This is a genomic window from Sphingomonas sp. CFBP9019, assembly GCF_034045155.1.
Classification (GTDB): Bacteria; Pseudomonadota; Alphaproteobacteria; order Sphingomonadales; family Sphingomonadaceae; genus Sphingomonas; species Sphingomonas aerolata.
Genome location: NZ_JAXCWK010000002.1, coordinates 745,286 through 768,605 on the forward strand (window position 1 = coordinate 745,286; position 23,320 = coordinate 768,605).

General features: G+C 66.8%; 22 protein-coding genes and 2 tRNA genes. 9 read left to right on the forward strand and 15 right to left on the reverse strand.

The window, feature by feature from the left end; genetic code table 11:
- Nucleotides 1-66: 66 nt before the first annotated feature.
- The 9 genes from lptG to SOM18_RS07585 form a co-directional block, all read right to left on the reverse strand.
- A complete protein-coding gene (lptG, locus tag SOM18_RS07545; RefSeq protein ID WP_031394135.1) occupies nt 67-1,164 on the reverse strand; it encodes an LPS export ABC transporter permease LptG in 1,098 nt (365 codons plus the stop codon).
- Complete coding sequence (gene lptF, locus SOM18_RS07550; protein ID WP_031394134.1) at nt 1,161-2,354, reverse strand: LPS export ABC transporter permease LptF; 1,194 nt, start codon at nt 2,352-2,354, stop codon at nt 1,161-1,163. Before lptF ends, lptG begins: the two co-directional genes overlap by 4 nt.
- A gap of 115 nt (nt 2,355-2,469) precedes the next feature.
- Complete coding sequence (locus SOM18_RS07555) at nt 2,470-4,359, reverse strand: ATP-binding protein (RefSeq protein ID WP_081874368.1); 1,890 nt, start codon at nt 4,357-4,359, stop codon at nt 2,470-2,472.
- A 124-nt stretch (nt 4,360-4,483) separates the two neighbouring features.
- A complete protein-coding gene (gene spt / locus SOM18_RS07560) occupies nt 4,484-5,746 on the reverse strand; it encodes a serine palmitoyltransferase (protein WP_031394131.1) in 1,263 nt (420 codons plus the stop codon).
- 135 nt (nt 5,747-5,881) lie between these two features.
- Nucleotides 5,882-6,127: an acyl carrier protein gene (locus tag SOM18_RS07565; protein ID WP_031394130.1), complete on the reverse strand. Its 246-nt coding sequence runs from the start codon at nt 6,125-6,127 to the stop codon at nt 5,882-5,884.
- 58 nt (nt 6,128-6,185) lie between these two features.
- Nucleotides 6,186-7,085: an NAD-dependent epimerase/dehydratase family protein gene (locus SOM18_RS07570; RefSeq protein WP_320481499.1), complete on the reverse strand. Its 900-nt coding sequence runs from the start codon at nt 7,083-7,085 to the stop codon at nt 6,186-6,188.
- Between the two features lie 34 nt (nt 7,086-7,119).
- Nucleotides 7,120-8,220, reverse strand: coding sequence for a glutamate 5-kinase (gene proB / locus SOM18_RS07575; protein ID WP_031441341.1), 1,101 nt, complete (start codon nt 8,218-8,220; stop codon nt 7,120-7,122).
- A gap of 187 nt (nt 8,221-8,407) precedes the next feature.
- Nucleotides 8,408-9,454, reverse strand: coding sequence for a GTPase ObgE (gene obgE, locus SOM18_RS07580; RefSeq protein WP_031441340.1), 1,047 nt, complete (start codon nt 9,452-9,454; stop codon nt 8,408-8,410).
- Between the two features lie 66 nt (nt 9,455-9,520).
- Nucleotides 9,521-10,120 (reverse strand): TetR/AcrR family transcriptional regulator, encoded by a 600-nt coding sequence (locus SOM18_RS07585; RefSeq protein WP_031441339.1) that lies wholly within the window; start codon nt 10,118-10,120, stop codon nt 9,521-9,523.
- Between the two features lie 33 nt (nt 10,121-10,153).
- Here SOM18_RS07585 and SOM18_RS07590 point away from each other — a divergent pair, with 33 nt between their 5' ends.
- Nucleotides 10,154-11,053: a metal-dependent hydrolase gene (locus tag SOM18_RS07590; RefSeq protein ID WP_042467462.1), complete on the forward strand. Its 900-nt coding sequence runs from the start codon at nt 10,154-10,156 to the stop codon at nt 11,051-11,053.
- A 202-nt stretch (nt 11,054-11,255) separates the two neighbouring features.
- On the opposite strand, the gene SOM18_RS07595 is transcribed toward SOM18_RS07590, so the two are convergent.
- The 4 genes from SOM18_RS07595 to hspQ form a co-directional block, all read right to left on the reverse strand.
- Nucleotides 11,256-11,807, reverse strand: coding sequence for a GNAT family N-acetyltransferase (locus SOM18_RS07595; protein ID WP_031441337.1), 552 nt, complete (start codon nt 11,805-11,807; stop codon nt 11,256-11,258).
- Nucleotides 11,808-11,982: 175 nt separating this feature from the next.
- Nucleotides 11,983-12,273: a 50S ribosomal protein L27 gene (gene rpmA / locus SOM18_RS07600; protein ID WP_031393730.1), complete on the reverse strand. Its 291-nt coding sequence runs from the start codon at nt 12,271-12,273 to the stop codon at nt 11,983-11,985.
- A 13-nt stretch (nt 12,274-12,286) separates the two neighbouring features.
- Nucleotides 12,287-12,631, reverse strand: a complete 345-nt coding sequence (rplU, locus tag SOM18_RS07605; protein ID WP_031393729.1) for a 50S ribosomal protein L21 — start codon at nt 12,629-12,631, stop codon at nt 12,287-12,289.
- A gap of 172 nt (nt 12,632-12,803) precedes the next feature.
- Complete coding sequence (gene hspQ / locus SOM18_RS07610; protein WP_081874363.1) at nt 12,804-13,238, reverse strand: heat shock protein HspQ; 435 nt, start codon at nt 13,236-13,238, stop codon at nt 12,804-12,806.
- Between the two features lie 145 nt (nt 13,239-13,383).
- Between hspQ and SOM18_RS07615 the strand changes: the two genes are divergently transcribed.
- From SOM18_RS07615 to SOM18_RS07625, 3 genes are all read left to right on the forward strand, one after another.
- A tRNA-Ser gene (locus SOM18_RS07615) sits at nt 13,384-13,473 on the forward strand.
- A gap of 204 nt (nt 13,474-13,677) precedes the next feature.
- Nucleotides 13,678-13,998 carry a hypothetical protein gene (locus tag SOM18_RS07620; RefSeq protein WP_031441336.1) on the forward strand — a complete coding sequence of 107 codons (321 nt, stop codon included), beginning with the start codon at nt 13,678-13,680 and terminating at the stop codon, nt 13,996-13,998.
- Nucleotides 13,999-14,266: 268 nt separating this feature from the next.
- On the forward strand, nt 14,267-15,520 hold the full coding sequence (locus tag SOM18_RS07625) for a glycosyltransferase (RefSeq protein ID WP_320481500.1): 1,254 nt from the start codon (nt 14,267-14,269) through the stop codon (nt 15,518-15,520).
- 209 nt (nt 15,521-15,729) lie between these two features.
- Here the strand turns inward: SOM18_RS07625 and SOM18_RS07630 are convergent, their stop codons facing one another.
- Together SOM18_RS07630 and SOM18_RS07635 are read right to left on the reverse strand one after the other, a co-directional pair.
- Nucleotides 15,730-16,812, reverse strand: coding sequence for a cellulase family glycosylhydrolase (locus tag SOM18_RS07630; RefSeq protein WP_081874362.1), 1,083 nt, complete (start codon nt 16,810-16,812; stop codon nt 15,730-15,732).
- 236 nt (nt 16,813-17,048) lie between these two features.
- Nucleotides 17,049-17,122, reverse strand: a tRNA-Cys gene (locus SOM18_RS07635).
- A 181-nt stretch (nt 17,123-17,303) separates the two neighbouring features.
- Between SOM18_RS07635 and SOM18_RS07640 the strand changes: the two genes are divergently transcribed.
- From SOM18_RS07640 to SOM18_RS07660, 5 genes are all read left to right on the forward strand, one after another.
- On the forward strand, nt 17,304-18,377 hold the full coding sequence (locus SOM18_RS07640; RefSeq protein ID WP_320481501.1) for a hypothetical protein: 1,074 nt from the start codon (nt 17,304-17,306) through the stop codon (nt 18,375-18,377).
- Between the two features lie 339 nt (nt 18,378-18,716).
- On the forward strand, nt 18,717-19,346 hold the full coding sequence (locus SOM18_RS07645) for a protein-L-isoaspartate O-methyltransferase family protein (protein WP_031441332.1): 630 nt from the start codon (nt 18,717-18,719) through the stop codon (nt 19,344-19,346).
- A gap of 8 nt (nt 19,347-19,354) precedes the next feature.
- Complete coding sequence (locus SOM18_RS07650) at nt 19,355-20,884, forward strand: TolC family outer membrane protein (protein ID WP_031441331.1); 1,530 nt, start codon at nt 19,355-19,357, stop codon at nt 20,882-20,884.
- A 35-nt stretch (nt 20,885-20,919) separates the two neighbouring features.
- On the forward strand, nt 20,920-21,531 hold the full coding sequence (locus SOM18_RS07655) for a DUF2497 domain-containing protein (RefSeq protein ID WP_031441330.1): 612 nt from the start codon (nt 20,920-20,922) through the stop codon (nt 21,529-21,531).
- 148 nt (nt 21,532-21,679) lie between these two features.
- Nucleotides 21,680-23,281 (forward strand): histidine kinase famiy protein, encoded by a 1,602-nt coding sequence (locus SOM18_RS07660; RefSeq protein ID WP_052380966.1) that lies wholly within the window; start codon nt 21,680-21,682, stop codon nt 23,279-23,281.
- Nucleotides 23,282-23,320: the final 39 nt, after the last annotated feature.

The following is a 23,320-nucleotide window of genomic DNA, read 5'->3' on the forward strand; positions in this document are numbered from 1 at the left end:
GCTCGCCCCTCAGCGCTTCGTCGTCAGCCGCTGCGGATATCGACGATCACGCGGTTCGTACAGCGGCTATTCCTCGGTCCGGAACAGCACCGCCTCGCCGATCAGGAAGAACAGGAGGAAGGGCGCCCAGGCGGCGAGGAACGGCGGATAGGCGCCGAGATTGCCCATCGCGAGCGCGAAATTGTCCGCGACGAAATAGGCGAAGCCCAGCCCCATGCCGATCACCGCGCGGACGAAGAGCTTGCCCGAGCGAGCGATGCCGAACGCCGCGACCGCGCCGAGCAGCGGCATCAGCACCGAGGACAGCGGTCCCGACAGCTTGTGCCAGAGCGATCCCTCGAGTGCCTTGGTCGGGCGCCCCGCGTCGGCCAGATCGCCGATCGCCGCCTTCAGCGCGCCGAAGGACAGGCTGTCGGCGTCGACGCTCGCGAGCGTGAACTGGTCGGGCCGGACATCGCGCCCGACGACCACCGACCCGAGCGTGGTCAGCGTGCCGCTGGCGACGTCGAACCGCGTCGCGGGGCCGATCTCCCAGCCCCCGGCGACGCGCTTGCCATTGGGGGCGCGGATGATCGAGACGAGGCTTCCACCAGCACGATCATAGAGCGTCACCCCGCCGAGCCGCGTGCCCGCGCCCTTGCCGCGCGTCTGGTTCACCTGGATCAGGTCGTCGCCGTCGCGGACCCAGACATTGGCACGGTCGCCACGGTCGATCGGCATCGCGCCGTAATTGACCTTCTGCCACTGCGACAGGGTGGCGGTGGCGCGCGACACGACGCGGTCGTTGAAGCTGAAGCTGACGATCGCGACGACCAGGCTGGCGATCAGCAGCGGGGCGAGCACCTGATGCGCGGACAGCCCCGACGCCTTGAGCGCGATGATCTCGCTGTTCTGGTTCATCGTGATCAGCGTCAGGATGGTGCCGAGCAGCACCGAGAAGGGCAGCGCGAAGGCGATGATCTGCGGTGCGCGCAGGCTGACATATTGCCAGACCTGGGCGTCGCCATTCCCCGCCTGCGCCAGGATGTTGCCCGACTCGCTCAGCAGGTCGAGCGCCTGGAGCACGAGCACCAGCGCCGCGAGGATGCTGAACGTCCGCGTCATGAACAGCCGGCCCATATAGACCGCGACCGTGCGCGACGGAAAGATCGTGATCCTGCTCATGCCGTCTTCTCTTTGCGGCGCCCGGGCAGCCGGCTGGTGATCGCCTTGCCGATCCGGCCGACGCCGCGCTCGAGCGCACCGATCGGCTCGCCGCCGGGCACATAGGCGATGGTGTAGTACATCCACAGGATCAGCCCTGCGAACACCGTGAACGGCACCCAGAGCGCGATCAGCGGGTCGATCCGGCCAAGCTCGCCGACGTCCGCCGCATATTGGTTCACCTTGTGATAGGTGACGATCATCACGATCGACAGGAAGACGCCGAGACCGGACGTCGATCGTTTCGCGGGCACGCCGAGCGCCACCGCAAGCATCGGCAGCAGGAACATCATCGCCACCTCCGCCAGCCGGAAGTGGAATTCGGACCGGCTCGCATCGCGCAGCTCGGGCGTCGCCGCCTCATGCCCCGCACGTGCGAGTTCGGGCAGCGTGAATTCGAGGTTGCGCCCGCCGCGGACGCGGAAGCTCTCGAACTTGGGCAGGTTGATCGGCAGGTCATGGCTACTGAAGGTCAGCACGCGCGGCGTCTTGAATTCGGGCCGTTCGTGGATCAGCGTGCCGTTGGCGAGACGGAAGATGATGACGTTGGGATCGTCGGTCGCGAGGAAGCGTCCCTTCTCCGCTGTGACGCCGATCCAGTCGTTCTTGGGCGTCTGCGCATGGACGAAGATACCCGACAGCTCGCGCCCCTTGTCGCGGCTCTGCTCGATCCGCAGCGTCATCCGGTCGCCCAGATGCGTGAACTCACCGACCTTGATCGACGCGCCGAGCGCGCCCGTGCGCAGCTCGAAGCGGAGCCCCTCGTAATAATAGCGGGCGATCGGCTGGAGATAGCCGACGATCAGCAGGTTGGCGATCGCCAGCACGATGGCGAACATATAGGGCACCCGCAGCAGCCGGGTATAGCTCATCCCGACACTGCGCAGGACGTCGAGTTCCGACGTCGTCGCGAGCTTGCGGAACGCGAGCAGGATACCGAGCAGCAGCCCGATCGGAATCCCGAGGCCGAGATATTCGGGCAGCAGATTGGCGAGCATCCGCCAGACGACGCTGATCGGTCCGCCCTCGGTCGCGACGAAATCGAACAGCCGGCGCATCCGGTCGAGCACGAGCAGCATCGCCGCGATGATCAGCGTCGAAAAGAGCGGGACCGCGATCAGCCGGGCCATGTAGCGATCGATGGATTTCATGAAGCGGGGGCTCTGCGAGCGCCTCGAACGCGAGGCGTGGGGCGGGTCTATATCAGCTTTTCGCGCGGGATATAGGGTCAGGGATATAGGGCGGACGGGGCGGGCCTGTCACGGTCTATTCGGCCGCCATCTGGCGGGGCGGGGTAGGGCGGTCGGTGCCCATTGCCGCCGCGACCGCGCGTTCCAGGCCGCTCAGCGTGAAGGGTTTGCGCAACACCTCATGCTCGCCGAACTCGCTCGTCGCGGCCTCGCCCGCAAAGCCGGTGACGAACAGGATCGCAATGTCGGGGAATAGCGGCCGCAACGCCGCGATCATCTCGGGCCCCGTCTGGCGCGGCATCAGCACGTCAGAAATGATCAGGTCGATCGCGCCGTGACGCGCGAGCATCGCCGCCGCATGGGTCGGGTCGTCACAGGCGACCGGATGATGGCCAAGCTCCTCGAGCGCACCGATCGTCGCGGCGAGCACGCGGGGATCATCCTCGACCACCAGCACGTTCAGCCCCGTCGGCGCGACGGGCTGCACCGGCTCTGGCAGGTCCGCAAACGGCAGAACGGGTTGCGGCTCGATCGCGGGATCGCTGGTGTCGCGGGGCAGGTAGAGCGTCACCGTCGTTCCCTCGCCCACCACGCTGGCGATCGCGATCTCGCCACCCAGCTGCCGGACGAGGCCGAAGATCTGGCTGAGGCCAAGGCCCGTGCCCTTGCCGGTTTCCTTTGTGGTGAAGAACGGCTCGAACACGCGCTCGGCGACGTCCGGCGACATGCCGCTGCCGTCGTCTGCGACCGTGATGGTGGCAAAGTCACCGGCCGGGCAGTCGCCGATCGCGCCCGCGGCCAGCACCGCGGCGCCGGTGGTCACGATCATCGTGCCGCGGCCGTTCATCGCGTCGCGCGCGTTGACCGCAAGGTTGAGCACCGCATTTTCGAGCTGGACGCGATCCGCGCGGACCCGCCAGCCCTCGGACGCGTCGACCACGTGCAGCGTGATCGCATCGCCGAGCGTACGGTCGAGCAGGTCGGACATGCCCTCGACCAGACCTGCAACCCCCATCGTTTCGGGTTTAAGCGAATCCTCACGGCTGAAGGCGAGCAGCCGGCGGGTCAGCGCGGCGGCGCGGGTAGCGCCATCGGTCGCGCTCTCGATGTGCCGCCGCGCGGTCGCCGGATCGCGCGCGATGTTGCGCAGCGCCAGTTCCAGCCCGCCCAGAATGACGGCAAGCATGTTGTTGAAATCATGCGCGATACCCCCGGTCAGGCGGCCGACCGCGTCCATCTTCTGGACCTGGCGCAACTTGGCGTCCTGCACGCGCAACTCGGCAGTCGCCTGTTCGACCGCAGCGGACAGTTCCTCGGCGCGGCTGCGTTCCATGTCCGCGTCCGCCTGCGCGACTGCCCGGTCGCTGACCGCGCGGATCGTGAACCAGCCCAGCCCGATCGCGCCGAGCACGATCAGCATCCCGAACACCGCCAGCACGCCCGCGATCGAGCTCGAACGTTCGACTGATGCCATCGCCCGCGACGTCCGGTTGTCGAGCAGCGCCCGCTCGCGCGCGATGAGCCGGTCGAGCGTCCGGTTGATCGCGATGAGCGTCGGGGCATTGCGGCCCTGGTAATAGCGTGCGAACGCCTGCGAATTCTTGCCGTAATTGGTGCTGAGCGCGGTCATCGACAGCTCGCGGCCGCGGTCTTCATAGGCCTGGCGCAGTTCGGCGATGTGCCCGCGCTGTTCGCCATTGTCGTAGGTCAGCCGCTCGAGCCGGTTGAGCTGCGTCCCGGCCAGGACCCATTCCTCGAAATAGAGCCGGCCCAGTTGCCGGTCGCCGCTGATCACATAGCGGCCGAGCGACGCTTCGGACCGGGCGATCGTGCTCGACAGCGTGCGCGCGAGGATCATCACGTCATAGCTGTGCGCCTGCAGCCGCAACGCGCTGTCGCGCTGACGGTTCGCGCTGCTCAGCGTGGCGATGAGCCCGACCAGAACGGCGGCGCCCAGCAGCGCCATCACGATGAGCGTGATGGTCCGCCAGGTCGCACCGCCCCCAAGGGCTGCCGCGTCGGCCTCGTCCTGCGTCACCCCGCGACGATAGCGTGCGTATTGCTCCCGACGCAATGACAGCGGCCGGCTGCTAGCCGATCACGCCGACGGCGCGACCCGCGTCGCGGAACATGGAGAGGATCGTCTCGACCTGCGCGTCGGTATGTTCGGCGCACAGCGAACAGCGCAACAGAAACGTGCCCGCAGGCGTCGCCGGCGGGCGTGCCATGTTCACGTACAGCCCGCCCTCGAGCAGCGACTGCCAGATTGCGATCGCCTGTTCCTGATCGGTCAGGATGATCGCGATGATCGCCGAATCCGACGTCTCGGTGCCGAGCTTGAAGCCCATCGCCTTGAGGCCCGCATGCATCGCCCGTGCATTCTTCCAGAGTTGCGCGCGCTTGTCGTGCGCGGTCATGAGCTTGCGGATCGACGTCGCGGCAGTGGCGACCACCGACGGTGGCAGCGACGCGGTGAAGATGTACGGGCGGCAGGCGAAGCGGACCATCTCGAACTTGGGATGGTTCGACACGACGAACCCGCCGACGGTGCCGACCGATTTCGAGAAGGTGCCGACGACGAAATCGACCTGGTCGGTCAGCCCCATCTCCTCGTACACGCCGCGGCCATTGGGGCCGAAAAAGCCCATCGAATGCGCCTCGTCGACCAGCACCATGCAACCATGCTTCTTGGCGACCGCAACCATCTCCTTCAGCGGGGCGATGTCGCCGAGCATCGAATAGACGCCTTCGAGCACCACCAGCTTGCCGGCCTCCTTCGGCAGGCGGCCGAGCCGCTTGTCCAGATCGGCGACGTCGTTGTGGCGGAACCGGACGATCTCGGCATTGCCCTGCTTGCAGCCGTCATAAATCGACGCATGGCTGTCCGCGTCGAGGATGACGTACTCACCCTTGCCCGCGAGCGTCGAGATGATCCCGAGATTGGCCATGTAGCCGGTCGAGAACACGATCGCGCCGCTCATGTCGTAGAAGTCGCGCAGTGCCTGCTCGACGTCGATATGGTCGTGGAACGTGCCGTTGAGCATCCGGCTGCCATTGGTGCCCGACCCGAATTTCTCGAGCGCGTCCTTGCCCGCCTGGATGACGTCGGGGTCGAACGTCATCCCCATATAGTTATAGGTACCGAGCAGGATCGTGTCCTTGCCGCGGATCACCGCCTGGGTCGGCGACTTGACCTCGTCCATCACGATCGTGAACGGATTGCGCACGCCGGACTTCACCAGCGCCTCGCGTTCGGCGATCAGCCCGTCGAACTTGCTCATCAGATCGCGTTCGGGCGCGACCTCGGGGGGATCGACGGGGAGGGCGTGGGCGGTGGTGGCGGCTTCGGTCATGTTCGGTTCCAGATCAGGACGGTATCGCCCCTTGCCATTCGCCCTGAGCGAAGTCGAAGGGCCTGTGTCTCATGTGCTTCGACTACGCTCAGCACGAACGGGGGTTATGGGCGAGGGGCAGGGGCGGGCATTGACTCAGGCGGCCTTCAACTTCGCGACCGCATCGACCAGCTGGCCGACGGTCTCGATCTCGGCCTGCATGTTCATCGTGATGATGATGTCGAATTCATCCTCGATCGCGGCAACGAAATCCATGACGGTCAGGCTGTCCCATTCGAGATCGCCCTGGAAGGTCGTCGCATCGCTCAGCGCGACGCCCTTCTTGTTGAACGGCTCGATCTGCGCGGTGACGGTGTCGTAGATCTGCTGACGGTCGCTCATGCTATTCCTTCCGGGTGTCGACGCAATCCTGACAGCGAATTGCGGCGGCTTTTCGGCGCTATAGCAGTCCCGCCGCGCGATACCACGCCGCGGTTTGCGCCAGTGCCTTCGGCGTCGGGACCGAGGGCGTCCAGAGCGCAGCCGGCGGCGGCGTGTGCGAGACCCAGTCGGGATGGCAGAAATAGCGGACCCGGTCGCGCGTCAGCTTGGCCTTGCCGCGCCGGACGAGACGGTCGGCGGCGGACGCCAGCGACAGGATCACGCGCGGCATCGACAGCGGCCTCACCGATTTGCCGACCGCGACGCCGATCGCGCGCGCGAAGTCGCGATTGTCCCAGCCCTTGGGCGTACCGTCGTCGGGTTCCATGATCGCCGGCGCGACCGGGATCTCGGCCAGCGCGAGCAGCAGTGCGGTCAGATCCTCGACATAGAGCAGCGAGACGCGCGTGCCGGCAGGGGGCATCGGCACATACCCCGACCGCGCCGCCTTGAACACGTCGAGCAGGTCGTGATCGCGCGGGCCGAAGATCGCGGGCGGGCGGACGATCGTCCAGTCGAGCCCCGAGGCTGCGACGCACGTCTCCGCCTCGGCCTTCGACCAGCCATAGTTGGAAAGCGCCGGCGCGCGCGCCGCCAGCGACGAGACCTGGACGAAGCGGCGGATCCCCGCCGACCGCGTCGCGTCGACAATCGCCTGGGTGCCAGCAATATTGCCCTCGGCAAAGCCCGCGCGATCGGCGGCATTGACCACGCCGGCGACGTGGATCACCACGTCCGCGCCCTCGACCAGCGTCGCCAGGCTCTTCGGGCGATCGAGCGCGCCTTCGATCCAGGTCACGCCGATGCGCTTGGCCTGCAGCTTGCGCGCGAGCGCGCGGATCGTGTGTCCCGTCTCCAGTGCATGGTCGATCAGGTGGCTGCCGACGAACCCGGTGCCGCCGGTGATGGCCAGGATCATGACGGCTCGCTCCAGATCGACATTTGCGCGGCAGTCATACGAGCGCCAGATGATTGCGATGGACGAGCGCCGAGCGCGGCGCATAGCCGAGGATCGCGGCGTGATCGTCGCTATGACGGCCGAGCAGACGCGCGGTGTCCGCCGCGTCATATTCTGCGAGACCGCGCGCGACCGTGCCGGCCGGCCCCTCGATCGTCACCAGATCGCCGCGCACAAAGCCCCCGTCGAGCCCCGTCGCACCCGCGGCCAGCAGGCTGCGTCCCTGGCCGAGCGCGGCGGCGGCGCCGGCGTCGACATGGATCGTGCCCTTCGCGGTCAGCCCGCCCGCCAGCCAGGCTTTCCGCGCAGACGCGGTGCGTTCGGCGCTGAAGATCGTATGGCGGGCAGGGGTGGCGAGCGGATGGTCGATCCGGCCCGAGGCGATCACGAGCGGAATGCCCGCCGCCGTGGCGATTCGCGCGGCGGCGATCTTCGATGCCATGCCGCCCGATCCCATTCCGGACCCCGACCCGTCGTCCGCCATCGCGGCGACCGTGTCGATCCGCGGGACATCGGCGATGTGGGTGGCCGAAGGGTCGACATGCGGATTGGCGGTATAGAGTCCGTCGACGTCGGAGAGCAGGATCACACCCTGCGCGCCCGCGGCCTGCGCGACCCGCGCCGCGAGCCGGTCATTGTCGCCGAAGCGGATTTCTGCGGTCGCGACGCTGTCATTCTCGTTGATGACCGGTACGACCCCAAGCGACAGGAGCCGATTGAGCGTCGCGGCGGCGTTGAGATAGCGGCGGCGGTCCTCGAGATCGTCGAGCGTGACGAGCATCTGCGCCGCGGTCAGGCCTTGCGCGGCGAGCAGCTCGGCCCAGACCTGGCTCAGCGCGATCTGCCCGGTGGCGGCGGCGGCCTGCGCGTCCTCGAGACTCGCGCGGCCGCCCTTGGCGAGGCCAAGCCGCCGCGCGCCGAGCGCGATTGCCCCGGACGACACGATCGCGACCTGCTGCCCGGCACCGGTGCGCGCGGCGATGTCGGCGACGAGCCCGGCGAGCCAGTCGCGCCGGACGCTGCCGTCGGGATCGACGAGCAGTGCCGAACCGATCTTCACGATCAGGCGGGGACAGGAGGACGGCGGAAACATCATTGGTCGACCCCGTAGGTCCTCCCCGTAGGTCGTCATAGCCTGCAACACCCTATCGTCATTCCCGCGGAGGCGGGAACCCATATTGGCTGGCCTCACCACCGAATCGCATACCCCTGAGGCTATGGATCCCCGCCTGCGCGGGGATGACGATGGCGTACATGATCGGGCTACGGAGCGGTTTTGAACGCTACAGCGGCGACCATGCGACCGGCTCTTCGCCCTCCGCCAGCTCCTTCGGCGCACCCGGCGCGGGCCCGATCTCGCCGATCAGCTTGTCGAGCACGGCCTCCACGCCGGCACCACTCGCGCCGGACATCGCCATCACCTCGGCGCCGCTGGCCTCGGCCAGTTCGGCCGACAGCGCCGCGATCAGCTCGGCGTCGAGCATGTCGGTCTTGTTCAGCGCGACGATCACCTTCTTGTCGGTCAGGCCCTCGCCGTAATTGGCCAGCTCGTCGCGGACGATCCGGTAGGATTCGCCGACATCCGCGTCGTTCGCATCGACCAGATGCAGCAGCACGCGGCAGCGTTCGATATGTCCGAGGAACCGGTCGCCGATGCCTGCGCCCTCGGCCGCACCCTGGATCAGCCCGGGAATGTCCGCGACGACGAATTCGCGCTGCTTGTGGCGAACCACGCCCAGCTGCGGCCGGGTGGTGGTGAAGGCATATTCGCCGACCTTGGCCTGCGCGTTGGTGACCTGGTTGATGAAGGTCGACTTGCCCGCATTCGGCAGGCCGACGAGACCCGCATCGGCAAGCAGCTTCAGTCGCAGCCAGACCCAGGCCTCGCCATAGGGCCAGCCGGTGCCGTGCTGGCGCGGAGCGCGGTTGGTCGACGTCTTGTAGCTGGCGTTGCCACGGCCGCCATCGCCGCCGCGGAACAGCACTTCGCGCTGGCCGACCTGCGTGAAGTCGATCAGCACCTCCTCCTTGTCCTCCGACAGCACCTGCGTGCCGAGCGGGACGCGGATGACGAGGTCCTCGCCGCCCGCGCCGGTGCGGTTCGAGCCCGAGCCGCCCGAGCCGCGCGGGGCACGGAAATGCTGTGTGTAGCGAAAGTCGATCAACGTGTTCAGGCCGGCGATGCATTCGAACACGATGTCGCCGCCCTTGCCGCCATTGCCGCCATCGGGGCCGCCATATTCGATGAATTTCTCGCGGCGGAAGCTGACGGCACCGGGGCCGCCCTCACCCGAACGTACGTAGATCTTGGCTTGGTCTAGAAAATGCATCGCCGCCCCATAGCGAAATTGGCGAAAATCGCCAGCCTCTGCGACTCGGACCCTGGTCGGCGTTGCTCAGGCCGACGGGCAGGCGGCGGCGTCCTTGCTCGCGAGCAGCGCGTCGAGCGCGAGTTCGCGCGCCCTGGTCGCGGGCAGGCCGAGCGCGCGGGCCATCGGCGCGCCCATCAACGCGTCGCCCAGCGCCATCAGGACCAGCGTCAGCGTCTGGTCCTGGATTGGCTGGTCGCCGGGCATGTCGCCCTCGGCAAGTTCGTCGACCAGATCGTGGATCGCGGTGAGAATCGGGTCGAGCGCGTCGGTGTTGCCCGACAGGATCATCCAGCTCGCCAGCGCGCCCGCGCCGCCCTTGCCGAATGCGTCGAACGTCATCTCGACCACTTCGCGCGGATCCAGCTCGCCCGCGCGGACACGCAGCACCGCGGCGCCGATCGTGCCGACGATGTCCGCCGCCATCCGCGTGATCAGTGCGGTCTGCAGCGCCTCGGCCGAGCCAAAATGGTGGAGCAGATTGGCGTGCGTCCGCCCGATCCGGCCCGCAACCGCCTTCAACGTGACCGCGCCGGGACCGCTTTCGACCAGGAGCGCGCGCGCGGCCTCGACGGCGGCATCACGCGATTCGGTCGGGGAGAGGCGCTTGCGGGGTGTTGACGTCACGGAATGAAAAACCTACTTACAACTGTGTCAGTAATGACGATCTGTCTCTGTTTGGAGGTTTCCGTGGCGAAAGCAACCACACCCGTCGATCTGACGATCACGCCGCGCGATCGTCGTTTTGGCCGGGGCGCGCCGATCCGCCGGTGGTGGCTGAACGACGATCCGATCGCGACGGCCTTTTACAACGCCTTGTCGGTCACCTTCCCCAAGGGCGAGGGCTATTTCGTCGACAGCGTTCGCCGGTTTCGCGACGGTACGCCGCCCAAGCTGACCGCCGAGATCAACGCGTTCATCAAGCAGGAGGTAATCCACACCCGCGAGCATGTCGCGTTCAACCGGCACGTCACCGACCAGGGGTATGACGTCGCGCCGCTGATCGCTGATGTCGACGCCGCGCTCGCGCTGACCAAGGGGCGCCCGCCGATCGCGAGCCTCGCCGCGACGACCGCGCTCGAGCATTTCACCGCGATGCTCGCGCATGAACTGATCGCGAACCCCCGGCACCTCGCCGGCGGCGACCAGCAGGCCGCGGCGCTGTGGCAATGGCACGCCGCCGAGGAGATCGAGCATAAGGGCGTCGCCTATGACACCTGGCTGCATGCGACCCGCGACTGGCCGCGGTTTACCCGCTGGCGGGTCAAGTCGCTGGTGATGCTGATCACCACGTGGCGCTTCTTCACGGGGCGGGCGCGCGGCATGACCGAATTGCTGCGGCAGGACGGGCTCACGGGCCCGCGGATCTGGGCGCGGATGGCATGGTATGCGTTCGGCAATCCGGGGATGGCGCGCAAGATCGCGGGCGTCTGGGCGGCCTATTTCCTGCCCGGCTTCCATCCCTGGAAACACGACGACCGCGCGCTCATCGCGCTGGCCGAAAGCGATTATGAGGCGGCGGTGCTGCCGGTCGAGAAGCGGGCGGTGGCCACAGCCTGAGTTACGGTTGCGGCCTTTCCTCTCCCGGATTCTCCCGCAAAGTATGTGGGGCGAATACGTCGCCAGGCATTCCACCCCGGCGGAGGCCGGGGCCCAGTTGGAAAGGTCGTAGTAACAACGCGATGACCGCAGTCAGCGACGTCCCCCAACTGGGCCCCGACCTTCGCCGGGGTGGTGCAATTTCAAGGCCGGGATGCGCGAATCACGCCGCCATCGGCATCGGCGCACATCGGTCCTCATCGAGCACCAGCTCGAACAGCACGGCCTGGGCCTCGCCGCCACGCCCGCGCGACGTTCGCGGCTCGACCCGCCCGGTCGGCCGGAAGCCAAGCTTGGCCAGCACGCGGCCGGACGCGGGATTGTCGACGAAATGGAACGCCTCGAGCCGCCGGAGCCCGAGCGCATGACGTGCGATCGCGATCACCGCCTCGCCAGCCTCGGTCGCATAGCCGCGTCCCCAGGCATCGGGCGTCACCCAATAGCCGAGTTCGTGGCCGTACCCGTCCGGCGATGCATGGATATCGATGCCGCCAACCAGGCGCGGCGCACCGGGGTCGAGCGCGTCGATCAGGAAGCGCGGCTGATGCTCGCCGCGCGGCTGCGCCAGAAAGGCCGCCGCGTCGCCGAGTGAATAGGGCCAGGGTGCCCGCGTCAGCTTGGCGATCACGGCTTCGTGCCCGATCGCCTGCGTCAGCGCAGGCGCATCCTCGGGCCAGCCAGGCCGCAAGGTCAGTCTCTTCGTGCGCGCGAACATTGCTCTTTTCCTCTCGCGTCGTCGGCTGCGCGCATGCCACGTCAGGATGACGGGACGGCGACAGCCAAGGGGAGGGAGCAATAAAAAAGGGAGCCGGGGTGACCCGTCTCCCTTGTTCAGGTTCGCTTTCGCGACCCGGGTCACCCTGGTGGGCAACCCGGATGGTTACCCGATGTTATTCGGCTGCAACTGCCATGTCGGCGGCATCATTCGCTGCCAGCTCGACCGAGCAGAACTTGCGACCAAGTTTGCCCTGGCTGAACACGACGCGGCCATCGACCAGCGCGAACAGCGTGTGGTCCGTGCCGATGCCGACATTGGTGCCCGGATAGAACTTCGTCCCGCGCTGGCGCACGAGGATGTTGCCGGCAACGCATGCCTGGCCACCGAACTTCTTCACGCCGAGACGACGACCGGCTGAATCGCGACCGTTGCGCGAAGAGCCGCCTGCTTTCTTATGTGCCATCTGAAGCTACTCCTTATGCCTGAGCGGCCGGGGCGTCAGCCTCGGTCTGCTTGGCGGTCTGGCCGCCGACGGACACGATCTTCAGGATCGTGTGCTGCTGGCGATGGCCGTTCTTGCGACGATAGTTGTGACGACGACGCTTCTTGAAGACGATGACCTTGTCCGCCTTCGCCTGAGCGATGATCTCTGCAGCGACGGTGAAACCCTCGACCGAGCGCAGTTCCGAGCCTTCGCCCGCCAACAGCACATCACCCAGCGTCACCGACGCACCTGCATCGCCCTCGATCTTTTCGACGACGATCTTATCTCCGGCGGCGACGCGATACTGCTTGCCGCCCGTGCGCACGACTGCGAACATGGCCCTTGTCACTTTCCAAATACATGTGCCCCACGAACGCAGGGTCCGCCGGGAGAAGCCGGGGAGCTAAGCGAGGGGCGTGACGATGTCAACCAAGAAGGGCCAATGCGGGGGGCTAAAACATCGCAGGCCCTGGCCGGACCCGCGTCAGGACGCCGCGCCCGGCAGGCGATCAGTGCCGGTGGACGGCGCGCAACGTGTACCGACCATCGGCAAAGTCGGTGAACAATCCGGCGATGCCCGGATGGTCGACCGGCTCGTCGCCCGCGTCGGACACCAGATTCTGCTGGCTGACATAGGCGACGTAGCTCGACTCGCGATTCTCGGCGAGCAGATGGTAAAAGGGCTGGTCCTTCTTCGGCCGCATCTGTTCGGGAATCGCCTCGTACCATTCATCGGTATTGGCAAAGACCGGATCCACGTCGAACACGACTCCGCGGAAATCGAACAGGCGGTGCCGGACGATATCGCCGATCGAGAAATTCGCATGGACGATCGGCGGGGCAACGACCTCGACCGCCGCCGCCGGTGCCGGCTCGGACGAGAGGGCATCGGACGCGGCGATGTCGGGGGTGGCGGGGTCGATGGGGATGTCGTGGCGGGGCATGGCGACAATTTAAGCGCTGTTTCGCGACGCACAAGCCGGGCCGCTCGTGATTGCAAAAACCCTCTTGCACTGCGGCAAGGTCTGATTTAGAGGCCCGCCCTCGACCGATCGGAGGCGCTGCTCGCAGCACTTCGGATGACCTTGCGGAGAGGTGGCAGAGTGGTCGAACGTACCGCACTCGAAATGCGGCGTACCCGCGAGGGTACCGTGGGTTCGAATCCCACCCTCTCCGCCATTTACCTAGCGCCATGTGGATCAAAGAGATCCCTGGCCCCCGCGCCGGGGCCGCGCACTTCTCTATAGCTATCGTCCGATGATCCGCTGCTGTGGACAGCGCATTCATGTGCTCAGAGTAGCAGGCGCGGGACGACAGTCGGGGAGGGCGTGCGTTGTCTCCCATGCCCGTCCCGGCCAAGGCCCCCTCCAGATCGAGACCGCGATGCGTACGTTCCTTCTGAACATCCTGCTGGCGGCCGGGCTGGTGGCCCTGGCCGTCCTTTCGCGATTCATGCTGCTCGACACCTATTCCCGCTGGCAGATCGCGGCGTTCTGGCTGCTGGCGGCGCTGCTCGAATGGGGCGTCAAACCGCGGATCGGTCTGAAAGCGCGCTGGCTAACCGCGCTCGCCACCGCGATCGCGACGACGCTGGCGATCCTCGCCGTGCGCTGGCACGTCGAAGGCCTGTGCCCGCACACCTGGCCGCAATGCGCGTCCTATCCGTTCTGGCGTGTCGCCCTGCACCTGATCCAGCGCGCGTAGACCGGACGTGCGCCCCGGTATCGCCAAAGCAACGCCGGAAGCGTGGCCCGACGGCAACAAGTCCCGATAAAGTACAGGGATCGCGGATAGACCCGCAATTTTTCGTGGAGAAATTCTTCTGTATCCGCCTAGGCGTTGAATTGCTTGAACTCGCCTGTGTGCTGGCTCGGCGTGAACCGCATCGACGGCGCTCGTAAGCAATGCTGCATTGCCCAGTGGCGTCGCCAGTCCGGTTTCATCATTCGTTCAATATACCGGGCGGCACGTCATGAAGATTGCTTTCTTTCTTTCGAACTATCCCGTTCTTTCGGAAACGTTCGTCGTTCGTCAGATCAGGGGTATGATCGACCTCAGCCACCAGGTTACGATCATTACCGGCCAGCATGATCTTTCTGTCGATGATCCACTATCCGGTGCCGCGCATATCGTCTCCGTTCGCGCGAATACAGGAGGCTCATCGCCGATCGCGCATTTGCTGAAAAAGTCGGCTCGACTTCTGCTTGGCGCGCAATCCGGCAAGAGCCGACGGCGAATTCGCGCAGGACTTACTGGCTTGCGCGATGGAATCGTCGCGCCGATCGTCGATATTCTCAGTGTCGGCGAACAGGGACTTGGTCATTTCGATGCCATCATCGCGCATTTCGGTCCCGCGGGCGTGCGGGCGATGTATCTGCGCGACGCCGGTCTGATCTCGGGCCCGATCGCCACTGTCTTTCATGGTCTTGACGTGACCGAGCATAGTCTCGTCAAAAAATTCCTGCCGCATTACCGCCGCCTCTTCACCCAGACCGAAGCACTGCTTCCGATCAGTGAATTGTGGAAGAAGAAGCTGATCGGCTGGGGTGCTGACCCGGCGATGATCACGGTCCACCGGATGGGGGTCGACGTCAGCGATTTTCCGATGCCGCAGCCACGCCGCGGCGCTGCCGGGCCCTTGCGGCTGCTGACGACGGCGCGCTTCGTTCAGAAAAAGGGGCTGATCTACGCGATCAACGCCATGTGCGCCGCGCCGGGCGATTCGCATCTGTCGATCATCGGCTACGGGCCACTGGAGAAGGAACTGCGCGAGGCTGCTGCGGCCTGTCCTGCGCGCGTAACGTTCCTCGGCAAGATCCCGCACCGCGAGGTGCTTGCGGAACTCAAGCGGTCCGACGTGTTCCTGCTGCCGTCCGTCGTCGCCGACAATGGCGACATGGAAGGGATTCCCGTGTCGCTGATGGAGGCCATGGCGCTCGGCGTCATCACCGTCTCCACTTGGCATAGCGGCATCCCGGAACTCATCGACGACGGCGTCGAGGGCTTTCTGGTCGAGGAGCGCAATGCGGGACAGATCGCCGACATCATAACGACAATTGAATCGGGGGAGGTGGATCTGGCGAGCATGCGGGTGGCGGCACGCGCCAAGATCGAGCGCGAATTCGACAATCGGGAGCTCGATACCAGACTCGAGCAGATTGCGTTCACGCTGGCCGGCATCGTTCCGGCGACGGAGCCGGTACGCGTGGCGGAAGCGGTGTCCTGATGCTCATCTGCTGGCATGGCCTCGGCGAATGGCGCGTTGTTTCAGTGGATGAGGCCGGTGGCGAGACTTGGGTGCGGCAATGCAAGAAGTGCGCATACTCCCAGTCGCGCTTCTCCTTCGGGAGACGGCCGCACCAGCGTTGATCCTGCCGTCCCGAAGCCGGGTACCGTGCGTCCGCCTTTATCCCGTTCGACCACAACCGCGCGGGGTCAGCGGCCGAGCAGGCGGTCGAGATAGGCGTCCTTGTGCTTGGGGCCGAAACTCCCCTTTTTCGGCTCGATCTTGAACAGATACCGCTCGTTCCAGGCCGCGCCGCCGCCCCACCAGGTCACGCCGACGACCGTATCGGCATTGGTCTTGAGATAGGCGATGGCTGCTGCGCCCGCCGCCTCGCAGCTCGGCGGTATCGCCCCGGCGCGTCCGAACGCCGATTCGGTGATGATTCCCTTCAGCCCGCGCGCCCGCAGCTCGGACGCGAAATTGTCATAACCCGGCGTCCCCGTGCAGCTCGGCTGGGTTCCGCTCGACCCCTTGTCGAAATAGCGGTGCCCGTTGATGATGGTCAGGCCGAGCGGATCCTTCAGCCCGCCCGCGCGGTCGAGTGCGACCAGCGCGCTTTCGGACGGCTTGGCGGCGTCCTCGCGCTTGCGCAGCCGGAAGGTGGCGGAGGACCCGGGATATTCCGGCGCGATGACATTGCGGATCCCCGCGGCGCGCAGGCCCGCGATGATCTGGTTGGTATCGCGCGCCCATTGATCCCAGTCGTTGGTCAGCACCGGGTCGTCGAAATGCCTCGGCTCGTTCATCGGGTCGATGATGATCCGGTCGGATCGCGGCATGCTCGCCATCAGCGACGTCCAGAACGCGACCTGTTCGGATACCGATGGCCAGCTATAGTCGTGACGATCGAGCACGACATAGGCACCGCGGTCGAGCGCAGCCCGCGTCGCTGCCACCAATTTCCTGCGGATCGCGGGGTCCGCCATCTGCGGTCCCTTGAACGGCAGGCGGACCATCGTGAACCCCTTGTCGAGATAGGCGCGGACCGACGCCGGCGTCGGGCAGAGCGTACCGTCGGCGACAAAGCTGCACCCGGCAATGTTCACACCGAAGACGGGGCCCCTGATACGGACGTTGGTGCTCGCGCTGGATCTGACGGGCGCGTTTGCTTTTTGGGGTGCGGGGGGCGGCTGCATGCGCTGCGGGGAGGGCGCGGCCGAGGCCGGACAGCCCAGCCCGGTGGCGGCGATGGCAAGGCCGACAATGCCGGCGGCGATCAATGGTCGGGTCATGACATGTACCTGGCGAATAAGGGTGAAAGCGAATCGGTCGCGCTTCGGATCCGCCTCCCTATCATCGAATGTCGGGATGCCTGGCGTCGATCAGGGACCGCGGTCTAGCGCCGCGTCGTCGCGGGGACTTGTCTCAAGACCGCGCTCATGCCTGGGAAAGCGCGGTCCGCGCATCAAGTCACGGCGCTCGATCGCCGCGGTGCGTCGCGTCATGTGTCAACGATAGGATATGAAACTGGAGGCCCGACCGGGAATCGAACCCGGGTGCGAGGATTTGCAGTCCTCTACGTCACCACTCCGCCATCGGGCCTCGATGCGGAGCGCGCAAATGCGGGCTTTTGTGCGGCGGGTCAACCGGGCGATCGCGTTTGTGGGCTAAAATAGTCGCGGAGTGTGCCACGGCGGTGCGGTGCCGGGTTGGGGGACGGCTTGCACGCCGGCGATGGATTAGGCACGATACGGTCCAATCCTGGCTTCATATGGAGTTTCTTTTGGACGTGATGCAGGTGTCCGGGGGAACGAACCGCGCAGGGCTGGCGCCCGATGTCTTCGCGATGCCCGCGGGGATGGCGATCCGGTATGACCAGCCCTGCGACGCGCTCACCGACCTCATCACCGGCTACCATGTCTATCGCGCGACCGGTCCGGCCAGCATCGGCCAGGTCAACCGCTTCCTGCCGGGGACGGCCAATGTCCGGTTCGCGTTCGAGGCGGGACCGATCAGCGTGGCGATCGGCCGGCGGACGTTCGGGCCCCTGCCAGCGGCGACGCTGTACGGCCCGACGGGGACCGCGCTGAAGGCGACGACCAATGGCGGCATCATGATCGGGTTCGGGGTCAGCGCGCTGGCCTGGAGCCGGCTGTTCAACCGGTCGGCGGCGGAGTATCGTGACCGGATCGTGCCGCTTGCCGACGCGCTCGGGCCGGTCGCGACCCAGCGTCTGACGAGCGCGCTGCGGGCGGCCGAGCGCGACGATCAGGTCGCGCCGATCCTCGATGTTATCCTGTGCGACCTGCTCGGGCCGCCGCACCGCGAATCCGCGACGATCCGGCAGCTCACCCGGCTGATCGGGCAGGACGGCGGCGACGACGTCGCCGCGGTCGCGGGCAAGCTGGCGATCAGCCCCGACACGCTGCGGCGGCTGGCGGTGCGTCATTTCGGCTTCACCCCCAAGATGCTGCTGCGGCGCGCACGGTTCCTGCGCTCGTTCCTGCGCGTGTTCCGGACGCCCGGCGGCACCGATTATTCGGCGATCGACCCGAGCTATTTCGACGTGTCGCATTTCCTGCGCGACGCCGGCACGTTTCTCGGGATGACGCCGCGGCGGTTCATGGCGATGAGCACGCCGTTTCTCGACGCGAGCGTCCGCGCGCGCGCCGCCGTGCTCGGCGCGCCGACCCAGGCGCTGCAGGTTCCCGCCGAAACGAGTGAGCGGATCATCAGCGCGGTGCCGGCCCGCCGGGCACCCAGAATCGATCCCGCCCCCGATTCCACGCCCACGCCCGTCATCGACCCGGCGGAAATTCCCATGCCCGATCAGGGCGCGCCCGTGCTAGGCGCCTGAGCGAGGTGTTGCCGCATTCTGCGTGCGCCCTCGGCGTCCCGCCCGCGGCATTTCGGTGTCACACGGGCGGGCGGGGCGCCCTAGTCCCGGCATCCGGCCCCTGTGCCATTCCGACCTCTGTGTTGTGCCGAGCCGGGCCGTCTCGCGCGATTCGCGACAGGTCGCTTGGCGCGACGCTGGCGGCACGGTAGAGATTGACGCAAGCGAACAAGTGTATTGCGCAACTAAAACAGCTGTGCGACAGGATGGACCATGACGACGATCAGCCTCGATACGAACTCCACTACCCGCACGCGTGCGGCTGTCGGCACGTCCGACGGCGGTCCCGATTTCGCGGTCATGCGTCACGCCATGGTGGCCAGCCAGCTGCGCACCAACGCGGTCAGTGACCAGCGCGTCGTCGCGGCGATGGCGCGGGTGCCGCGCGAGGCGTTCGTGCCTGACGATGTCCGGTCGATCGCCTATCGCGACGCGCCGATCCCGCTCGGCGGCGGTCGTTACGCCAATCTGCCGATGGCGACCGGGCGGTTGCTGACCGAGGCGTATCTGACCGCCACCGACCGGGTCCTGCTGATCGGTGCCGCGACGGGCTACACCGCTGCGGTGCTCGCCGAGATCGTCGGCACGGTGGCTGCGGTCGATAGCGATGCGTCCTTGCTTGGCACCGCGCGCGATGCGCTGGGTGCCACGCCGACGGTCAAACTGGTCGAGGGGCCGATGGCACAGGGCCATGCCGCGGGCGCGCCCTATGACGTGCTCGTCATCGACGGCGCGGTCGAGGCGATCCCCGACACGCTGGTGGCGCAGATCCGGTCGGACGGCCGCATCGTCGCCGGAATCGCGGATCGCGGCGTGACCCGGCTCGCATCGGGACGAAAGACCGATGGCGGCTTTGCACTGGCGGCGTTCGTCGATGTCGAGTGCGTGACGCTGCCGGGTTTCGAAACACCCAAACCCTTCAAGTTCTGAGGCACATCATGCCGCGCGCCGCTCAAGTCCGCCGTCTGCTCTCGGGTGTTGCGCTGCTATACAGCGCTGCACCGGTCCATGCGGAGACGCTCCGCGAGGCGCTGGTCAAGGCCTATACGACCAACCCGACGATCACCGCGCAGCGTGCGACGCTGCGCGCGACCGACGAGAATGTCCCGATCGCGCGTGCCTCAGGGTTGCCCTCGGCAAATGCCACCGGCGATTACACCGAGTTCGTCGTGACCGCCGCGAACAGCTTCATCGCCTTGCCACGTCAGGTCGTGGCACGCGCGAACGTCTCCGTGCCGCTCTATCAGGGCGGGCAGGTGCGCAACTCGGTCGCCGCGGCGAAGACTCGGGTCGAGGCGGGCCGCGCGACGCTGCGCGGTACCGAGGCCGATCTGTTCACCAACGTCGTCGGCGCCTATATGGACGTGATCCGCGACGAGGCGATCGTCGGCCTGAACACGCAGAATGTTCGCGTGCTCGACATCAACCTCCAGGCCAGCCGCGACCGGTTCCAGGTCGGCGACCTGACCCGCACCGACGTCGCCCAGTCCGAGGCACGGCTCGCGCTCGCCCGGGCGCAGCTCCAGTCGGCCGAGGCGCAGCTGATCACCAGCCGGGAAAACTATATCCGCTTTGTCGGGACGCCCGCCGGCACGCTCGATACGCCGCCGACCCTGCCGCATCTGCCCGACAGCCCCGCCCTGGCGGTGACGGTGGCGATCGACAATAATCCCGTGCTGATCGCGGCGGCGAAGGAACGCGACGCGACGCGGTACGATGTCGGTGTCGCGCGGGCGAGCCGCCTGCCGCAGATCAGTGCGACCGGCGGCGCCAGCTACACCAACTATCTCGGATCGGCATCGACGACCGACGGCAGCATCAACACCTTTCCCAATGCGAACAAGGCGGTGCAGGCGGGCCTGTCGCTGACGATGCCGCTGTTCCAGGGCGGTCGTCCCGCCGCGCAGGTCCGCCAGGCCGAGGCGTTTCAAAGCCGCGCGATCGAGAATGTGACCGCAGCCGAGCGCAATGTGATCGCGCAGGCGCGCTCGGCCTATGCCGTCTGGCGTTCGTCGGAACAGGTGATCCAGTCGTCAGAGACCGCGGTCAACGCGAACAAGCTGAGCCTCGAGGGTGTCCGGGCGGAGAACAGCGTCGGGACGCGCACGATCCTCGACATCCTCAACGCCGAGCAGGAACTGCTCAACAGCCAGGTCACGCTCGTGACGGCGCGGCGCGACGCCTATGTCGCGGGCTTCGCGCTGCTGGCGGCGATGGGGCAGGCGGAGGCGCGCGACCTCGGGCTCGACGGCGGCGTGCTGTACGATCCGGTCGCCAATTACGACCGCGTCCACAAGAAGATCTGGGACTGGGGCGGTGATGGCGAGCCGGTGCCGGTCGCGACGCGTACCGTCCAGTCCCCCACGCAGGACGCCGCCGTGCGCCGTGAACTTGACCCGTTGCTCGACAGCCCGGTTGACAGGAACCCGGCATTGACGACAGGTAAGGATGCGCCGAGCCGCCAATAGGGGCGCGTGGGGCGACGGGGTTTGGAATGGTCCGTATGGGGGATATCAGCGCGGAGCCGTCGATGGAGGAAATCCTCTCGTCGATCAAACGCATCATTGCCGAAGAAGGCGACGGCATGCCGAGCCGCCAGCGGCGCCACCAGCGGGCGATGCCCGCATCGGCAGCCACCGACTATGCGGCCGATTACGACGACGACGCGATCGACGACGATGAAATCCTCGAACTGAGCGACCCGATGCCGATGGTTGACCGCACCCCCCGCCCGCCGAAATCGCCGGTGCTGACCTCGGTCGACGCCGCGCCGGAACCACGCCAGGCGCCGCCGCGGAGCCAGCCCCAGCCTCATGTCGCACCGCATGTCGCGCCCACTGCCGCGCATGCGCCCCAGCAGCATGCTCCGCAGCCTGCAGAAGAGCCGGCCCAGCCGATCATGTCGCGCGAAACCGCGGCAGCGACGCGTGCGCCGCTCGAGGCGCTGACGCGGATGATGGTCAAGCCCGAGGGAAGCAGCGACGGCACACTCGAGGGTCTGGTCCGCGAGATGCTGCGCCCGATGCTGCGCGAATGGATCGACGCGAATCTGCCCGACATGGTCGAGGACATGGTCGCGCGCGAGATTGCCAAGATCATGAACCAGCAGCCCTGACCGGGCCGGCCGCAGCGTTTCGCGCTGCTGCCTGTATCGGGACCTGGCCGGCTGGCGACGATCGGACACTGCTCGCCGGGTTCTGGTCCAAACGACTGTAATGTCACGACGAGCGGAACCGTGACGGTTCCGCTATGGTTGTTGGCGAATGTCCGATCACAGTGTGTCCGCGCCTGAAATCCCCGCCCGTCTCGCCGCTCAGGGCGTCCGGGGCGATATCGCGCCGGCCGATGCCAGCAGCGACATCTTCTTCGCGGCGGTGCGGACCACGCGGATGCCGATGGTGGTGACCGACCCGCATCGGCCCGACAACCCGATCATCTTTTGCAACGACGCCTTCTCGTTCATGACCGGCTACTCGCAGGACGAGATCCTCGGCTACAACTGCCGCTTCCTGCAGGGCCCCGAGACCGACCGCACGGTCGTCGGCGAATTACGCGCCGCGATCGCCAAGCGTGAGGAAGTCTCGGTCGAGATGCTCAACTATCGCAAGAACGGCTCGACCTTCTGGAACGCGCTCTACGTCTCGCCCGTGTTCGGCGACGACGGCGAGCTGCGCTATTTCTTCGCGAGCCAGCTGGACATCTCGCGCCGCCGCGAGGCCGAGGAGGCGCTGCACGAGGCGCAGCGGATGGAGGCGGTCGGTAAGCTGACCGGAGGGATCGCGCACGATTTCAACAATCTGCTGCAGGTCATCCAGGGCTATGCCGACATCCTCGACGCGCGGATCGACGCGAGCGATCGATCGGCGCGGCGGGCGGTCGATGCGATATCGACCTCGGCCTCGCGCGCGGCGACGCTCACGCAACAGCTGCTCGCCTTCGCGCGCAAGCAGGAATTGCGCGACCGGTTGATGAACCTCAACCAGCTGCTGGGTGATTTTCGGCCAATTCTCGACCGCAGCATCGGCAGTGGAATCACGCTGAAGCGCGACCTGGCGACCGATCTGTGGAATTGCCGCGTCGATCCGGTGCAGGCCGAGATGGCGCTGCTCAACATCATCGCCAATGCCCGCGACGCGCTCGACGGCACGGGCGAGATTACGATCACGACGCGCAACGCCGTCCTTCCCGAGGATGGCGGTGTCGCGAGGCTGGAGCCCGGCGAATATGTCGTCCTGAGCATTCGCGACAACGGGCCGGGGATCGATCCCGGGACCGTCGATAAGATCTTCGAACCCTTTTTCACGACGAAGGAGATGGGCAAGGGCGCCGGGCTGGGTCTCGCGATGGTCTACGGATTCGTGCGCCAGTCGGGCGGCCTTGCGACGGCGCGCAACCTCAGCGGGGGCGGTGCCGAATTCTCGCTCTACTTCCCGCGTGCGAGCGGTGCGGTCGAGCGCAAGACCGCGGGGCCGATCGCACCGCATGCGGGCGGTGCCGAGCGGGTGCTGATGGTCGAGGATCAGCGCGAAGTGGGCGAGCTGGGGCGGACGATCCTCGAGGATCTCGGCTATGACGTCGTCCTGGTCAACAGCGCGCGCGCCGCGCTGGACACGCTCCGTCAGGACTCCGAATTCCGCCTGCTGTTCACTGATATCCTGATGCCCGGCGGCATGAACGGCGTCACCCTGGCCCAGTCGGTGCGGCGCGACTATCCGCACACCGCGGTGCTGCTGACGACGGGCTTTGCCGACGAGGCGATCGACGAGGGCAGCCGGTCGTTCGAACTGATCCGCAAACCCTATCGCCGGAACGAGTTGAACGACCGCATCCGGGCGGTGCTCGACAAGCCGGGGGCGCGGACGTGAGGCTGGTCTAGCCCGGACACGCTCGCTAAGGCACGCGGT

Excerpts from the sequence above, each read along its gene's own strand:
- lptG (WP_031394135.1), bottom strand. The coding sequence starts at position 1,164 with ATGAGCAGGATCACGATCTTTCCGTCGCGCACGGTCGCGGTCTATATG.
- lptF (WP_031394134.1), bottom strand. The coding sequence starts at position 2,354 with ATGAAATCCATCGATCGCTACATGGCCCGGCTGATCGCGGTCCCGCTC.
- SOM18_RS07555 (WP_081874368.1), bottom strand. The coding sequence starts at position 4,359 with ATGGCGCTGCTGGGCGCCGCCGTTCTGGTCGGGCTCATCGCCACGCTG.
- spt (WP_031394131.1), bottom strand. The coding sequence starts at position 5,746 with ATGACCGAAGCCGCCACCACCGCCCACGCCCTCCCCGTCGATCCCCCC.
- SOM18_RS07565 (WP_031394130.1), bottom strand. The coding sequence starts at position 6,127 with ATGAGCGACCGTCAGCAGATCTACGACACCGTCACCGCGCAGATCGAG.
- SOM18_RS07570 (WP_320481499.1), bottom strand. The coding sequence starts at position 7,085 with ATGATCCTGGCCATCACCGGCGGCACCGGGTTCGTCGGCAGCCACCTG.
- proB (WP_031441341.1), bottom strand. The coding sequence starts at position 8,220 with ATGATGTTTCCGCCGTCCTCCTGTCCCCGCCTGATCGTGAAGATCGGT.
- obgE (WP_031441340.1), bottom strand. The coding sequence starts at position 9,454 with ATGCATTTTCTAGACCAAGCCAAGATCTACGTACGTTCGGGTGAGGGC.
- SOM18_RS07590 (WP_042467462.1), top strand. The coding sequence starts at position 10,154 with ATGACGATCTGTCTCTGTTTGGAGGTTTCCGTGGCGAAAGCAACCACA.
- SOM18_RS07595 (WP_031441337.1), bottom strand. The coding sequence starts at position 11,807 with ATGTTCGCGCGCACGAAGAGACTGACCTTGCGGCCTGGCTGGCCCGAG.
- rpmA (WP_031393730.1), bottom strand. The coding sequence starts at position 12,273 with ATGGCACATAAGAAAGCAGGCGGCTCTTCGCGCAACGGTCGCGATTCA.
- rplU (WP_031393729.1), bottom strand. The coding sequence starts at position 12,631 with ATGTTCGCAGTCGTGCGCACGGGCGGCAAGCAGTATCGCGTCGCCGCC.
- hspQ (WP_081874363.1), bottom strand. The coding sequence starts at position 13,238 with ATGCCCCGCCACGACATCCCCATCGACCCCGCCACCCCCGACATCGCC.
- SOM18_RS07620 (WP_031441336.1), top strand. The coding sequence starts at position 13,678 with ATGCGTACGTTCCTTCTGAACATCCTGCTGGCGGCCGGGCTGGTGGCC.
- SOM18_RS07625 (WP_320481500.1), top strand. The coding sequence starts at position 14,267 with ATGAAGATTGCTTTCTTTCTTTCGAACTATCCCGTTCTTTCGGAAACG.
- SOM18_RS07630 (WP_081874362.1), bottom strand. The coding sequence starts at position 16,812 with ATGACCCGACCATTGATCGCCGCCGGCATTGTCGGCCTTGCCATCGCC.
- SOM18_RS07645 (WP_031441332.1), top strand. The coding sequence starts at position 18,717 with ATGCGTCACGCCATGGTGGCCAGCCAGCTGCGCACCAACGCGGTCAGT.
- SOM18_RS07650 (WP_031441331.1), top strand. The coding sequence starts at position 19,355 with ATGCCGCGCGCCGCTCAAGTCCGCCGTCTGCTCTCGGGTGTTGCGCTG.
- SOM18_RS07655 (WP_031441330.1), top strand. The coding sequence starts at position 20,920 with ATGGGGGATATCAGCGCGGAGCCGTCGATGGAGGAAATCCTCTCGTCG.
- SOM18_RS07660 (WP_052380966.1), top strand. The coding sequence starts at position 21,680 with ATGTCCGATCACAGTGTGTCCGCGCCTGAAATCCCCGCCCGTCTCGCC.